The following is a 15,637-nucleotide window of genomic DNA, read 5'->3' on the forward strand; positions in this document are numbered from 1 at the left end:
ACAATATATTCTTGTGAGCTAAAGGGGGACGGATAGAATGGTCACTCAATATAAATGTCCAAACTGTGGCTCGGATATGGCATACGATAGCGAATCAGGCCATCTTTCCTGTCCGAACTGTGGCAGACAAGATGACATCGAAACATTTCCGGAAACGAATATTATTCGGAAGTTCGACCCAGGTGAAGCAAAAGAATACCATTGTGAAAACTGCGGAGCGGTTATTTTAACAGAAGCAGAAACCACAGCCACCCATTGCAGTTTTTGTGGTGCACCGGTGTTATTAGCAGATCGATTAACAGGAGACTTAGCTCCTGCTAAAGTGATTCCTTTTACCGTCAGTAAAGAAGAAGCTGTTGCTGCTTTTAAAAAGTGGACGAAAAATGGCAGATTAACGCCAAGAGGATTTACAAGTGGCGACCGCATAAAAAAAATGACGGGGATGTATGTGCCATTTTGGTTATATGATATTGAAGGAAAAGCTGATGTCGCAGCACTTGCAACGAGAGTACGTAGTTATACGACAGGCGATACGATTTACACAGAGACCGATTTTTATGATGTGCGCCGGGAGTTAGATCTCAGTTATTTAAAAGTGCCAGCTGATGCATCGGAAAAAATGGACGATGACTTAATGGATAAACTCGAGCCTTATAATTACGAGGAACTTAAAGATTTTAAAATGCCTTATTTAGCAGGGTATCTTGCGGAAAAATATGATTATGATGACGAACAAATATTTTCACGAGTCGAATCAAAAATCGTTCCTTATATCGATTCGTATATAGGCAGTACCATTTCAGGCTATTCAACTGTTAGCTATACCAACAAACAAATTCATACCAATAAAAAAAATGTCTACTATACGTTATTTCCTGTATGGATGGTTTATTACGACTTTGACAATAAAGAACATACTTTTGCGATGAATGGTCAAACGGGTAAAGTGGTAGGCAAGCCACCGATTAGCGCGTTTAAAGTGGCTGCCTGGTTTACCGGAATTGCAGCTTCCACATTTGCAGTAGTAAAAGCCATTTCGTTTGCTGTGGGAGGTGTTTTTTGGTGAGCACGTTTAAAGCAAAAGGATTGCAGATAATTTGTTTATTGCTTTTATTTATTGGAATAAGTGGCATGACTGTATTTGCTGCAGCCGATCAGCACATATACGATGATGCCAATTTATTGAGCAAAGCAGAAATAGTTGAATTAGAAGCGGTCGCGACAGAATATAGTCAGAAACAAGATGTAGATTTTTTGTTTTTAACTTCTGCTGATGAACAGTCAACAGACATCATTACATACATGAGTGATTTTTTTGATGACTGGGCAGTCGAAAACAACCAAGAAAATGCGGTTTTGCTGACGATGAATATTGCTACGCGCGATGTTTACTTAGCTGGTTTTGGAACAGCGGAAACAACACTAGATAACAAACGTGTCGATTTGGTACTCGATCGAATTATTTCGGAAATGCAAAATGGTGATTATGCAGATGCTTTCCGTGAAACGGTAACGACATCAAGCCGTTATATGGAGTTTAAGCCAGGTGTTAATCCGGAAAACATCTTTTTAAAAACATGGTTTCAAGTAGGAATTGCGTTACTACTAGGGGGAGCCGTTGTCAGTTTCATGCTCTACAATTCAGCTGGACGTGTCACGACAACAGCTAGCACTTATTTTGATGGCAATAATACGAGAGTGACAGAAACAAGAGACCAATTCCGGAATAAAACCGTCTCACGTCGTAAAGTTCCTAAAAGCAATAGTGGAGGTGGCGGCTTTGGTGGTGGTGGAAGTACCGGAGGCGGGCGATCATTTAGTGGCGGTGGACGCAAGTTTTAAGTGTGGATTGAACTAGAGGAAGGAATGAACAAAATGGGCTTTTTCGGCAATCAATTTTCAGATGTAGTGGAATGGGAAGAATTCAGAGAAGATATGATTTTCTGGAAATGGACCAATAACGAAGTGAAAAAAGGCAGTAAGCTTATTATTCGTCCAGGACAAGATGCTATCTTTATTAATAATGGTAAAGTTGAAGGGATTTTTGAAGATGAAGGTGAGTACGATATTGAATCAGAAATCGTGCCATTCCTATCGACGTTAAAAGGTTTCCGTTTTGGCTTTAATAGTGGCATGCGTGTTGAGGTTTTGTTTGTGAATACCAAAGAATTTACTGTCAGATGGGGGACGCAAAATCCAATCAATATCCCATCACCACAGCTTCCAGGGGGCATGCCAATTCGTGCAAACGGTACATTCCAATTTAAAGTTAGCGATTATATTGGGTTGATCGATAAAATTGCGGGCGTCCGAAGTAGTTATTTAGTGGAAGATGTGAAAATCCGGATTACGGCAATTTTGGATCAACTGTTAATGAGATGGATTAGTAAAGAAGGCAAGGACATGTTCAATTTGCAAGCGAATGCACGAGAAATTGGACAAGGCATTCAAGATGATTTAAATATGCAGTTAATGGACGATGGCATGAAAGTAACAGGCTTCCAAGTGATGAGTTTTAACTATCCGAAGGAAATTCAAGACATGATCAACAAAAGTGCGTCACACGGAATGGTTGGTGACGTTTCGAAATACCAACAAATTTCTGTGGCAGATGCTATGGGCAAGTCATCTGGGTCGAATACGGCATCTGATATGGCGGGTATGATGATGGGCATGAACATCGCGAAAGAAATGATGGACGACAAAAAAGAATCAGGTCCCAACAAACAGCAAAGCACAGCTACGAACACAAATGATTCCAACACTGGTTCAACAAGTGGTGATCAAACGGTACCGAAATTCTGTCCAAACTGCGGGCAAAAAAATGAAGGTTCGAAATTCTGTCCGAATTGTGGGCAGAAATTAGCATAACTAGAAAACAAAACCGCTAGAGGATGGAAATCCTGTAGCGGTTTTTCTATCTAGACTAGTTTAAGTGATAAGAAATTTGCCATTTTTTTATACAGAAACTTGTTTTTTCAAACGCATATAATACGTCCATAGTTTGACTAATAAGGACCCATAAATAGTGATGCAGAGTATAAATGCAAAAGTTCCCCATGATAGCCATTGAGACAACTCTGTTTTTTGATTAAAGCTATTAAATAGGAAATAAAGGTACAAAAGTGTAAAAGGTAAAAAGAAGGTAGTATACGTAAGGACCATCTTTTTAGCCTGGTTGATTCGAGTGGAATTATCGCTATATAATTGCGGTCGCCCTTGATCTTGTGTATATTCTTGACTCCAAATGGTCCACTTTTCTAAGTTCGAAATGGAGTTAAAGCAATTAGACCAGCCAGCTTCTTGATGAATGTTAAAATAACTTGCAGGTGGTTGGCGTTGGTAATCGACTTTATAAGCTATGCGACGCGGCTTGCCTTTAGAAAAGTGAAAAATCATGCCGATTGGATTGACACGCACTAAGTTGAATCCACGTTGTTCCATAGACTCAAGCCAGGTTTCCAATTTATCAGGAGAATACATCCAAGCGAATCGAATTTTAGTTACTCGGCGACCTGAATGTTTCAGTTCTCGTTTTCTTTGTTTTTCGACACTCGTGTTCGTTTGAATAGGCTCTACAACTAGTGGTTCACTCATTTTTTTATTTGTTTTTGTAATTTTGATAATAGAGTAAATGCCTAGTATAACCAATCCAATGACTATTGCAAAAAATAAATACGTCAAAATCCAATATGGGCTTTCTTCTACAACAACAGCTTCACCCATGAATAGATAGGAAAAAGCTAAAGAAATGGGAGCTGCGAGTACAGCCAATAAATAAAATAAAAGTCCATAGAAAAGATACGTAATCCTTTGGTTGTGTTTAATAACTCCATCTCTAGTGGGGAATTTTTTTATGGACTCTATAGATTGACTGTTTGTCGAAACTTGCCATTTTCCAGCTAGTGCAGCCATTTCCCAACCGTCGTTTAGCAAAGTTGAAGAAAGTGTAGGTGATTTAAATTTGTCATAAGCAATTTGATAAAAACGCAATTCCGCATCACCTTCATTAAAATAAAAGCAGCGCGTCCATCGATCTAATTTCTCAAAGATATGGCCATCTTTTGCCATTTGTGAGAGCCACGTTTCAGTTTTTTCAACGTCATAGCTCCAGAAAGGTCTATATATTTTAATCATTGGAAATCCTCCTCAAAAGCTAAAGCGTTTTGATGTAACTCTTTAAGTCTTTGAATTTCTCGATTCATTAATTGTTTGCCAGTATCGGTGATTTCGTAAACCGTTTTTCGATATTCGTCCGCGAATACCACAATGACACCATCTTTTTGCATTTTTGTTAAAGTGCCATAAACAGTACCTGATCCAAGAACAAGTCGTCCTGCTGTAAGGTCTTCAACATGTTTAATAATCCCATAGCCATGACGCGGTGTTGTTAAAGATAACAAGATATAAAAAGCGGTCTCTGTCATAGGCACATATTTTTTTAGCATTTTTTGAATATCCATTTATAGAGCCTCTCTTCTATATGTCACACCTCGACTATATCACATCGTGACATATTGTGTATAGTTTAACTTTTTCTAAAGTAGACGGAATATTCAAATTTATATTTTGACATTCTATTAAAAGAGAGTATGATGAAGATAAAAGAAGGAGGAATTACTATGGAAGCCACCTTTGGTTTTGTGCCTATGCTTGTCATCTCGGCCATCATGATTGTGCTCATCATGTCCTATTTCTTCTTCCACCACTGGGCAAAATGAGTACAAAAAAGTAAATCCGCATGTCGACATGCGGATTTTTTTATGCGCTAAAATACAAAAAATCCACCTCCATTACGTGGGAGGTGGATTTTCTCGTTTATACAAATAGATGAGCAAACAATACAAGAATTGGTAAGGTGATGATTGTACGTAAAACGAAGATTACTGCAAGTTCCCAGAACTTCACAGGAATGTTTGAACGCAAGATTAAAATGCCGATTTCAGACATATAAATAATTTGCGTCAATGACACTCCAGCTAGAACAAAGCGAGTTAATTCACTTTCAATTCCACCACCAAGTACTGCTGGTAAGAACATATCTGCAAAACCAACTAAGAAAGTAGGTGCCGCCTCAGCTGCTTCAGGCAATCCGAACATTGTCAGTGCCGGAATTAATGGATAAGAAATAATTTTGAAAAGTGGAGTGTATTCAGCCACGATCAAAGCGATTGTACCTAGAGCAAAAACAAGCGGGATTAACGCTAGCCAAATATCGAGTACTGTTTCGACTCCCATTTTAGCAAGCTTTTTCGGGCTTGCCGCACTGCTTGCTTTGCGACGAGCTTCATCAAATCCCCATTGAAATAGAGAAGCACCTTCAGGAATAGTGTCATCGACTTGCTTTCCAACTGGAGCGTAGTAGTCATCTTTCTTCCGAGATAGCGGGGGAATGCGTGGCATAATAATCGCTGCCACTAAACAAGCGACGGATACGGCTAAGTAAAACGGGAAGAACAAATGACCAATGCCGACAACATTTGCAACGACTAAACTAAACGCAACAGAGGCAATCGAGAACGTCGTTGCAATAACAGAAGCTTCACGTCCAGAATAGTTACCTTCATCGTATTGTTTCATCGTTACCAAAACTCCAACGGGCGCTGCGCCCATCCAAGAAGCCATCGCATCGATCGAAGAACGTCCAGGTAAAGTAAAGACAGGACGCATGAATTTGTTTAATAAAGTTCCGACAAATTCCATTAAGCCAAATTCTACGAGTAATGGCAGTAGAATCCCAGCAAATAAGAACCAAGTTAACAATACAGGTGCTAAGTCATACAGCACAACCCCACCTGTGGCTCTTGACGAAATGATTTCAGGACCCATTTCGTAATACGCCATAAATCCAAAAGTAAATGCCAATACACGAACAACTAGACCTAAAGGTCCGTTAATAAAAGTACTGCTTAAGAAGGGAGAGTTTTGAACAAACTCAGGCTTTGTGATTGTAGCCAGTACGCTAGCCAGTGCTGAAAAGCCGAGTAAGATAACAATAAATCCAGGAATAACATCACCAAATGTAGATAATAAGAAGGAGGCCAAAATGCCGACACCAATTGTTATTTGCCCATCATAAGAAATCGGACATAAGAAAAGTAATGCGCCGATAATGGAAGGAATTAAAAACTTCCACGTATCGATGGATTCAATCGTCTTTTTTTCGCTTTGTAACATGGTCATATAATTTCCCCCCCAATAGGTGTGTTTGTATATTTCTTTAGTTTGCGGACAACGGATGGTTGGCTAATCCCTAGAATATGCGCCATTTCAGTTGTTGTTCGGTAGCGCTTTTGTGCATTCAGCACTACTTTCTTCTCAACCGATTCCAAAATATGAGGAAGTGTTTGACCTTGAAGTTCAAAGCCGATGCGTTCATCTGAATCAGGTTGGTAAGTGATGGGAAGGTCATCGAGTGTGATGAGTACTGACTCATTTTCGATATAGCTACGTTCTAATACATTACGTAATTCACGAAAATTACCTTTCCAAGGCAACTGCAATAAGTGGAAATACAAATCATCGGTAATTGATTTTTGTTGGGTATATTTTTGATTTAGCTCTTCTATTACACGACTGATCGTTTGGTCTAAATCTTCGGGTCGTTCTCTTAACGGGAATAATTCTATAGAAGCCAAATGTAAAAAATAAAACAAATCTTCACGAAATTTACCGGCAGTAACAGCTTCTTCAATTGAGGTCGTACTAATAGCAAGTACACGCGCAGTATGTGGTTGTTGCAAAATCTTATACAGTATTGCTTGTGAAGCAAGTGACAATTGTTCAATTTCATTAAGTACCAGTGTTCCTCCTGCGGCTAAGTTTATATAACCTTCATCACCAAGCCCTGTAAAGCTGATTTCAAACACCGATTCAGGAATTGCGCTGCAATTGACTTCGATAAAAGCAGCATTTTTCCGACTGCTCTGTGAGTGAATAAATTTAGCTAACGCCGTTTTTCCGGTACCAGGTTCTCCACAGATTACAACAGGAACTTCGAGCTGCGACATCTTACTAGCTATTTGAAGTGCACGGCTTGATGAAGGACTTTCCATAACACATCCCTCAACATGAAGTTGCTGATTGCGGAGGTGAGCAAGCTCTCCTTTTACTTTAGACATTTCTGCTTCTAGATTTACTAGGTACTCTTTCATGACCATCAACTGAGACATGTCGTAAGAATAACTAACAACAAAGTCCACTTCACCGCTATCGTTGAAAAGAGGAATCCCTGTAATCAATGCTTTTTTTCCAGAAGGCGTATTTTGTCTAATGACCACTTTTTTCTTTTGTTTTAATACGAGAGGCGTGATAGCAGGAGAAAAGATTCCTGCCGCTTCTAAATCGTAAACAGATTTTCCAAGTAATTCTTCAGCCGTTACACCGTATGCATCGCCACTGCATTTAGAGGCTTTGATGATGCGACCTTCTCGTGTAGTCACGATAATGTCTTCATCATACGTTTCGATAATTTCTTCGTTGGTATTGGGAAGCAGAAATAAATTGTTCATTACTGTCCTCCTTTATTCATTATTGTATAGACTATACATTATTGAATAATCGAATTACAAGAGTTTTTTTTATTAATTTTGAATAACTTCATGTAATAATAGGCTTTTTTAGGAATCCTTGAATATCCAAACGAGTTTTAATTAATTCTATAATTTAATTCTTATAAGTGAATAAGTATTTTTATAAACTATATATAATAAGAGCTGCATGATAAAGTGATTAATAGAAGTAATTTTCTGAAAACTAAAATATGACATGATACATAATTGGTGTATATAATTACAAAACAATAAATAAGCTGTCACCTAAAGATCAGAGAACCTGACTTTAGGTGACAGCTTGTTTTTTATAAACAATTTTATTCGACAGCGACCAATTCTTTTGTAACGGTACCATCTAAGTTTACTGATTTTACTTCCCCATAACCTTCTACCATATAATAAACATGACCTTTTTCAGAAAATTGGGGGTTGGCGGCAACTGTAACTTCTACGGCATTAGTAAATGTCTTAAACGGTGTGTGTACCGTTACGTTCGTTTTCGTGATGACACGAGGAGCTGAATACTCAGTATCCGTATACCAGGCTTGTCCAATTTTAATTGGATAAATTAATTCTGTGTACGCCTCTGAATAGGGCATACCAAATATATAGCTTTCATGTGTTTCGAATTCTAATGTATCAGTTAATAAAGATCTATCTTCTTTATAGATGCTCCAAACAAAGCCCATCTCTAACCCGTAGCGCGATGGTACGTAATTATAGACATGCCGCTCTGCTCCATATTCCGTATCATAACTATAAGATTTTGTTTTGTCTCTTAAATAAGAGTTTGAAATGGTTGCTCGGTTTTTAAACTTAGCTTCAAGACCGCGTGCTAGAAATGCAGAAAACTGCCCCCGCGTTACCTTTACATTTGGACGAAACGTTTTATTTGGATAACCGATGGTAATATTAGCCGCTAGTATTTGTTGGATGGGCTCGAAAACGGCCATGTCAGGTGAGATATCTGTAAAGCTGACATCTGCACGGAAGGGGACAACGAACAAACGAGACAAAATAAACGCCATTTCAGCTCTAGTGATTGTGTTGTTTGGGCGATAAGTGCCGTCCGGATAGCCATTGATTAACTTGGCTTTTGCTGCGGCTGCAATATACCCGCTTGCTTTGTGAGAAGAAGGTACATCTGAAAAAATGGTATTCTGTTGCTTGCCATCAAATCCTTTTAGACGACCGATCATCATAACTACTTCGGCGCGTGTTACTCCTGAGTCTGGATGCATCGTGCCATCGGGATAGCCATTTAATACATTACGTTCGATGAGATAATTGATTTCGTCGTAAAACATATGAGACTTTGGTAAATCAGAAGCTGCGGCAACAGGAAATGCTAATGACAAAGTTAACAAGAAACAAAGTAGAACAATAAGCTTTCTCACTGTGTTCACTCCTCAAATTCGATTTCACCGTCTTTAGCAACGAAGGTTTTCTTAATTTGAGTGACAATAGCGATTTGCTTTACTGCACATATACCCAAAATGTAAAAAAAGTAACAATAAAAGTTTCATGAAATTTCCAGAAACATTACCTTACTTTACAAATAAATATTCACAACAAAAAGTAGCGTAATATTGTTTTACTGACGATGATAACGTTTTCTTCTAGCAAAAAGTAGATTGAAGTTAAATGATAAAACATAGTTATGTTGAAAATTGATTTGCGCTAATGAAAAACTCTTTGTATAATAAAATCTAATTATTAATTTTAATGAATAAATATTCATTTTTATAAGAGAGGATTGAATGTTTTTGACATTTACACAGCAGACTAATCCAATGAAAAAGCAATCGTCTTATGAATACATACATGACATACATAAAAAAGTTAGAAATCGAAATCCAGGAGAAGCAGAGTTCTTGCAAGCAACTTGGGAAGTGTTTGATTCGTTACAACCGGTATTTGAACAACACCCAGAGTATGTAGAACAAGGAATACTCGAACGTATTTCTGAACCAGAGCGATTTATTGAATTTCGCGTAACGTGGGAAGATGATGCTGGGAATGTCCATGTTAATCGCGGATACCGTGTACAGTTTAATAGTACACTTGGACCGTTTAAAGGTGGGTTAAGGTTTCATCCTAGCTTGACTGCGAGTGTTGTGAAGTTTCTTGGCTTTGAACAAATCTTCAAGAATGCTTTAACCGGCTTGCCAATTGGTGGGGGAAAAGGTGGATCTGACTTTGACCCTAAAGGAAAGTCAGACCGTGAAATTATGCGTTTTTGCCAAAGTTTTATGACAGAACTTAGCCGTCATATTGGTCCGGATATAGACGTTCCAGCAGGAGATATAGGAGTCGGTAAACGAGAAATCGGCTATATGTTTGGCCAATATAAACGTCTTAGGAATGCATCAGAAGCTGGCGTTTTTACAGGGAAAAATCCAGAGAATGGTGGTAGCCTCATTCGTAAGGAAGCCACAGGATACGGCACCGTCTATTTTGTTGAAGAAATGCTGAAAGATCGAGGACATTCCTTTACAGACAGTAAAGTTATTGTTTCTGGATCTGGAAATGTGTCGATTTACGCAATGGAAAAAGCGATTGAGTTTGGTACAACAGTTGTTGCGTGTAGCGACTCGGAAGGATTTATTTACGACCCAGGTGGTATTGATGTGGAAACCGTCAAACAATTAAAAGAAGTAGAAAGAAAACGGATTTACCATTATCTTGAACATCACCCAAATGCTCAATACGGTAATGATAAATCAGAAATCTGGACGATTCCGTGTGACATTGCTTTGCCATGTGCAACACAGAATGAAATTAATAGAGAAAGAGCAGAAGCTATGGTGGAAAACTCAGTTAAAGCTGTTGGGGAAGGCGCAAATATGCCGTGCACTGAAGAAGCGGTACGCGTATTAACGAATAATGGCGTTTTGTTTGCTCCAGCGAAAGCGGCAAATGCAGGCGGTGTAGCTGTTTCGGCGATGGAGATGTCTCAAAACAGCATGCGGTACTCCTGGTCAGCTGAAGAAGTAGATGAAAAATTATTGCAGGTTATGAAAAACATTTACAAAACATGTACAGAAACTGCCGCGCAATATGGTTCTCCAGGCAATCTTGTAATTGGAGCTAATATTGCAGGGTTTAAAAAAGTGGCAGATGCAATGATGAGTCACGGACTAAACTAATTGATGGCTAGCAAAACCATTCCCTTTTTAATAAGTGGGAATGGTTTTTTTATGCCTGTAGGTATTTATTTAAAGTGCTCATTGACTTACAGTTAGTAATAAGAAGAATGAGCAAAGGATGAGAGACGTGAAAGATTTTGCTACTCACGATGAGCAACTAGAAATACTCGAAAAGCGTGGACTAATAGTGGCAGACAAAGCTGCTGCAAGACGGATTTTATCGCGTGAGAATTATTATGCTTTGATCGATGGTTACAAAGAGCCTTTTCTTGAGCATGATGTAAAACTTAATCCGTACGGGTTAGAACGCTATCAAGAAGGAACAGATTTTAGTCATATTTGTGCATTGCATCGTTTTGATCGGGATTTAAGGATGTTATTACTGAACGAACTGCTAAAGTTTGAAAAAAATATGAAATCAAAATTAGCTTATCGATTTTCTGAAAAGTTTAAAAGAGCAGGGAGCTTTCTAGAGACAAACAATTTCAGTGTGGACAGCCAACATCATCATGAGCGAGATCGTATTATTTCAACGCTCGCCAACTTAATCAAAAGTCATAAAAAGCGCGATAAAGTAAGGTACCCGGCCATTCGTGAATTTTATGATAAACATAAAGATGTCCCGCTTTGGGTACTGGTCAATTTTTTATCGCTTGGGCAAATCACTCATTTTTATACAGTTATCGACGAAGGACTACGTGATCAAATCGCTCGTGATTTTGCTGAAGAATATAGCGAGCAATATGGGTTGATGACTTTAAAGGCGAGTGAGTTAGACGCTATTTTGCGCATTGTTTTCCCGTATCGCAATAAATCGGCGCATGAAGAAGTGCTATACCGTTATCACCTGACGCACCCAGTCGAGTTAGAAACATTAGAAGAGCGATTAGAGATGAACAAAGGAAGCTTGAGTGAAGCGACTGTTTTTTCATTACTATCTCTAGTAAAACTAACTTTAACAAAAGCTGACTATGATCAATTTTCATTAACATTAATGCAGCTAATTAAGAGGTTAGAAATGTCCATTCAAAAAAGAGCATTTACGAAAATTATGAAAGATGCCGGATTTAGTAGCTGACAAGAAATCCTACTTAACAGGAAGGTGATGTTAATGAAGTATGTAGCATTGTTGCGTGGTATTAATGTAGGCGGGAAAAATAAAGTTGAAATGAAAAAATTGACACTAGCATTCGAAGAGGCGGGCATGACGAGTGTCACGACGTACATCAATTCAGGAAATGTCGTTTTTGTCTCAACAAATGATTATAAAGAAACGATAGCAGCGACTTTAGAACGAGTGATTTTCAGCCATTTCGATTTGCAGATCCATGTATTAGTTTATAGTTCGGACGAGTTTTTAAAGATTGCACAATCAGTGCCGGAAAGTTGGTCAAATGATCAAGCCATGAAAAGCGATGTCTTGTTTTTATGGCAAGATGTTGACGATGAAACGATAGTAAATCGCCTGCCTATCAAACTCGATATTGACCGCGTAATATACGTACCTGGTGCAATTCTTTGGTCGGTTGATAAAGACATGGTTGTAAAGAGCGGGATAGGGAAACTCGTAGGAACTGCTCTTTATCGGCGGATGACAGTTCGTAATGTAAATACAGTTAGAAAAATCTCGGCGCTATTGAAAAGTCTATAAAAAATCCCGGTCTCTTTTCAACAGAGATCGGGATTTTTAACGATAATTAACCAAGCCACTATAAATTTCGACAATGTCATGTAATTTCATGCGCACTAAACCACTCGACGAGGGTGCGACATATTCAATGACACCTGGGACAACCGATTCTTTTTGAACACCCCATGAAACAGTTTTTCTTTTACTGAATTGCTGATAAACTCCTTTGCCAACAAAACAAACAGTTTTTGGATGAAACTGCATGATTTTTTCTTTTAGCAATTCGGCACCTTCAGCATATTCGTCTGTGGAAATTTCCGCCGCTTCTTTAGTTGGTCTGGCAACGATATTCGTTAAACCAAATCCTAGCTTCAGTAGTTCGCTGTTTTCTTCAGGGCGGTATTTCCGTGAAGTCAATCCAGCTTCATAGAGAATTTTCCAAAATCGGTTGTTTGGATTAGCATAATGAAAGCCGGTTTCAGAAGACCGGATGCTCGGATTAAATCCGACAAATAAGATGTTTAAATTTTTTTGCAGATGATCAGGAATCGGTTCTAGCTGCAATATAGAAAGCCTCCTTTAGCGTCTGCCGTGCTTTTGTTGAAAGTCTTTATCAGATTGCAGAAGGTACAAAATCCCTTCGATTAATCCAATAACTGCGGGAATCCCTGTCCAAAAGAACAGTAAGTAAAGAATGCCCATTCCCGGTTTACCTAAATAAAATTTATGTGCACCAAAGTCACCAAGAAAAATACCGAGTAACCCAGCTGCTAATTTGCTTTTCACTGTTCATCATCCTTTCGTTTCTATAATAGTCTATTCCCTATTTAACAAATTATAATGATGCAAGTAAAGATTATTTTCTCCCTACCAGGATACCCATTATTATACAAGTATCACTAAAATTTAACAATGTAAAATTATGGATAGGGTATTTTGTCATAGATATTCACATAATAGGAATGAAAACCTTATTATAAATAAACTTAAATTTTTTTTATATTTTTGGTTTTATTGTTGATCTAGCGGTTATACTGAAAGATATTTAAACGGAAGTAGGTGACCACCCCATCTAAAATCCATACAATTTTCGATTTTTTGACTTGGTATTTTTTTGCGAATTCTGCTACACTATCAACTTGAAATTAATTTTCTGAAAAAATGATGCTGGATGATGGAATAGATAAAAGTTGAAATAGACACTCGAAGTTTTTCAGATTTAATTTGCTGAGATGCGGTTGGATTTGAAGGGGATATGAGGTCTTTGTGAGGGATGAGTTATGAGTAAGAAATGGTGGAAAGAAGCAGTTGCCTACCAAGTGTATCCGAGAAGCTTTAAGGATTCGAATAATGATGGTGTGGGCGATATAAATGGCGTAACAAGCAAACTGGATTATTTAAAAGATCTAGGAATTGACGTAATTTGGATTTGTCCAATGTATAAATCGCCTAATGATGATAACGGATACGACATAAGCGATTATCAAGACATCATGGATGAATTCGGCACAATGGAAGATTTTGATCGTTTGCTAGAAGAAGTTCATGCTCGGGGGATGAAGCTGATTATCGATTTGGTAATCAATCATACGAGTGATGAGCACCCGTGGTTCATGGAGTCACGCGCTTCAAAAGATAATGACAAACGCGATTGGTATATATGGAGTGATGAGCCGACTAACTGGGAAAGTATTTTTGGTGGTCCGGCATGGGAATACGATCAAGCAACAAGGCAGTATTACTTGCATTTATTTTCTAAAAAACAGCCAGACTTGAATTGGGAAAACCCAGAAGTGAGGCAAGCATTATACGATATGGTCAATTGGTGGTTAGACAAAGGTATCGATGGATTCCGCGTTGATGCCATTAGCCACATAAAAAAAGAGTTGAGTGATGTGGAAGATCCTGAGCAAAATTTATATGTTCCAGCTTGGGAGAAGATGATGAATGTTAAAGGGATTCAGCCGTTGCTTGCGGAACTGCGTGATGAAACGTTTGCAAAACACGATATCATGACAGTAGGCGAGGCAAATGGTGTTCAAGCACATGATATCAAAGATTGGATTTCAGAAGATGATGGGAAATTCGATATGGTGTTTCAGTTTGAAAGCATGGGGCTATGGGATACAGATTCGACAACTGGAATCGATGTTCCAAAGTTAAAAGAAGTATTGACCAAATGGCAAAAAGCTGTCGAAGGTCATGGCTGGAATGCGCTATTCATCGAAAATCACGACAAACCACGAATTGTGTCTTCGTGGGGAAATGATCAACAATATTGGCGAGAAAGCGCGACTGCAATCGCCTGTATGTACTTTTTCATGCAAGGTACACCGTTTATTTATCAAGGTCAGGAAATCGGGATGACCAACGCGCCGTTTGATGAATTGACGCATTACAAAGATATTCAAACGCATAATCTCTACCATTACAACCGTTCCGAAGGGATGGAACATGACGCCGTGATGACCATCATCAAAGCACAGAGTCGTGACCATTCACGAACGCCGATGCAATGGGACGCCAGCCCGAACGCAGGGTTCTCGGATGCGGATCCGTGGCTACGCACTAACCCGAATTACGAAGAAATTAATGTAGCAGCGCAGCTTCGCGATCCGCATTCGATTCTCTGGTTTTATCGGAAGATGATTTGGCTCCGCAAACAGCATGATGTTCTCGTCTACGGGAACTATGAGCTGCAAGACGTGGATCACGAATCAATTTATGCTTATACTCGTACGAATGAAGAAAAAACAATTTTGGTTATTACCAATTTGACAGAGTACGCATGTTACTGGGATGAACCGGAATCTGCAAACTGTTTGTTGCATAATTATCAGCAACTTGATCCAAAACAATTACTTCCATTTGAAGCACGCGTATATGAATTGTGAATTTGAAAAACCCCTTGTGCTCTTGAGCGCAAGGGGTTTTTTTGTGCGAGTGAGCTTTATTTTGTAATTTGCAAACAAACGAGCGGATTGCGCAAACAAACTCTCGGGTTCCGCAAACAAAGCCTCGCATCCCGCAAACAAACGTCACGATGCTGCAAACAAACTCTTTTATCCCGCAAACAAAATCTAATTTGCTGAATAAATCCTTATGTAACTTAAAAAGAAGCGCTCAAAACTATGTCTTCCAGCTTAAAGAACATGAATAATGAAATTGAAATCTCCTTGAGCTCGAGAGCGCAAGGAGATTCCCGTACGTAAAGAGCTTAATTTTACGTTTTGCAAACAAATATCGCTATCGCGCAAACAAACTACTGGATCCTGCAAATAAACCCAGTTATCGCGCAAACAACC

14 protein-coding genes are annotated in these 15,637 nt (G+C 38.8%); 7 read left to right on the forward strand and 7 right to left on the reverse strand.

Translation table 11 applies throughout. From position 1 onward, the window contains the following. The first annotated feature begins 37 nt into the window (after positions 1–37). From PLANO_RS03280 to PLANO_RS03290, 3 genes are read left to right on the forward strand one after another with little or no spacing between them, the layout of a single operon-like run. Complete coding sequence (locus PLANO_RS03280; protein ID WP_038702972.1) at positions 38–1,066, forward strand: TFIIB-type zinc ribbon-containing protein; 1,029 nt, start codon at positions 38–40, stop codon at positions 1,064–1,066. Next, positions 1,063–1,842, forward strand: coding sequence for a TPM domain-containing protein (locus PLANO_RS03285; RefSeq protein ID WP_038702974.1), 780 nt, complete (start codon positions 1,063–1,065; stop codon positions 1,840–1,842). The genes PLANO_RS03280 and PLANO_RS03285 overlap by 4 nt, the downstream gene beginning before the upstream one ends. Before the next feature lie 33 nt (positions 1,843–1,875). Continuing rightward, positions 1,876–2,871, forward strand: coding sequence for an SPFH domain-containing protein (locus PLANO_RS03290; RefSeq protein ID WP_038705359.1), 996 nt, complete (start codon positions 1,876–1,878; stop codon positions 2,869–2,871). Between the two features lie 87 nt (positions 2,872–2,958). On the opposite strand, the gene PLANO_RS03295 is transcribed toward PLANO_RS03290, so the two are convergent. The 5 genes from PLANO_RS03295 to PLANO_RS15670 form a co-directional block, all read right to left on the reverse strand. Beyond that, the gene (locus PLANO_RS03295; protein ID WP_038702976.1) at positions 2,959–4,137 is read right to left on the reverse strand and encodes a DUF2812 domain-containing protein; all 1,179 of its coding nucleotides are present in this window, start codon (positions 4,135–4,137) and stop codon (positions 2,959–2,961) included. Next, positions 4,134–4,463 (reverse strand): PadR family transcriptional regulator, encoded by a 330-nt coding sequence (locus PLANO_RS03300; protein ID WP_038702978.1) that lies wholly within the window; start codon positions 4,461–4,463, stop codon positions 4,134–4,136. Before PLANO_RS03300 ends, PLANO_RS03295 begins: the two co-directional genes overlap by 4 nt. 355 nt (positions 4,464–4,818) lie before the next feature. Next, positions 4,819–6,183: a YjiH family protein gene (locus PLANO_RS03305; protein ID WP_052124279.1), complete on the reverse strand. Its 1,365-nt coding sequence runs from the start codon at positions 6,181–6,183 to the stop codon at positions 4,819–4,821. Further along, entirely contained in the window at positions 6,180–7,511 is a 1,332-nt protein-coding gene (locus PLANO_RS03310) for a sigma 54-interacting transcriptional regulator (RefSeq protein WP_038702980.1), read from the reverse strand. Before PLANO_RS03310 ends, PLANO_RS03305 begins: the two co-directional genes overlap by 4 nt. A gap of 359 nt (positions 7,512–7,870) precedes the next feature. Continuing rightward, positions 7,871–8,950 (reverse strand): S-layer homology domain-containing protein, encoded by a 1,080-nt coding sequence (locus PLANO_RS15670; protein ID WP_052124280.1) that lies wholly within the window; start codon positions 8,948–8,950, stop codon positions 7,871–7,873. Positions 8,951–9,346: 396 nt separating this feature from the next. On the opposite strand from PLANO_RS15670, the gene gdhA reads away from it, so the two are divergent. The 3 genes from gdhA (at position 9,347) to PLANO_RS03330 (ending at position 12,353) form a co-directional block, all read left to right on the forward strand. After that, a complete protein-coding gene (gene gdhA / locus PLANO_RS03320; protein WP_038705362.1) occupies positions 9,347–10,702 on the forward strand; it encodes an NADP-specific glutamate dehydrogenase in 1,356 nt (451 codons plus the stop codon). A gap of 118 nt (positions 10,703–10,820) precedes the next feature. After that, positions 10,821–11,780 carry an Abi family protein gene (locus PLANO_RS03325; RefSeq protein WP_038702982.1) on the forward strand — a complete coding sequence of 320 codons (960 nt, stop codon included), beginning with the start codon at positions 10,821–10,823 and terminating at the stop codon, positions 11,778–11,780. A gap of 33 nt (positions 11,781–11,813) precedes the next feature. After that, entirely contained in the window at positions 11,814–12,353 is a 540-nt protein-coding gene (locus PLANO_RS03330; protein WP_038702984.1) for a DUF1697 domain-containing protein, read from the forward strand. A 36-nt stretch (positions 12,354–12,389) separates the two neighbouring features. Here PLANO_RS03330 and mug read toward each other — a convergent pair whose 3' ends face one another. Together mug and PLANO_RS03340 are read right to left on the reverse strand one after the other, a co-directional pair. Beyond that, on the reverse strand, positions 12,390–12,896 hold the full coding sequence (gene mug, locus PLANO_RS03335) for a G/U mismatch-specific DNA glycosylase (RefSeq protein ID WP_038702986.1): 507 nt from the start codon (positions 12,894–12,896) through the stop codon (positions 12,390–12,392). A 15-nt stretch (positions 12,897–12,911) separates the two neighbouring features. Then, positions 12,912–13,118 (reverse strand): TM2 domain-containing protein, encoded by a 207-nt coding sequence (locus tag PLANO_RS03340; protein WP_038702988.1) that lies wholly within the window; start codon positions 13,116–13,118, stop codon positions 12,912–12,914. 494 nt (positions 13,119–13,612) lie between these two features. On the opposite strand from PLANO_RS03340, the gene PLANO_RS03345 reads away from it, so the two are divergent. Then, positions 13,613–15,226 carry a glycoside hydrolase family 13 protein gene (locus PLANO_RS03345; RefSeq protein ID WP_038702990.1) on the forward strand — a complete coding sequence of 538 codons (1,614 nt, stop codon included), beginning with the start codon at positions 13,613–13,615 and terminating at the stop codon, positions 15,224–15,226. Positions 15,227–15,637 lie beyond the last annotated feature (411 nt).

Origin of the sequence: Planococcus sp. PAMC 21323 (assembly GCF_000785555.1) — a bacterium.
In the GTDB taxonomy this organism is placed as follows: domain Bacteria; phylum Bacillota; class Bacilli; order Bacillales_A; family Planococcaceae; genus Planococcus.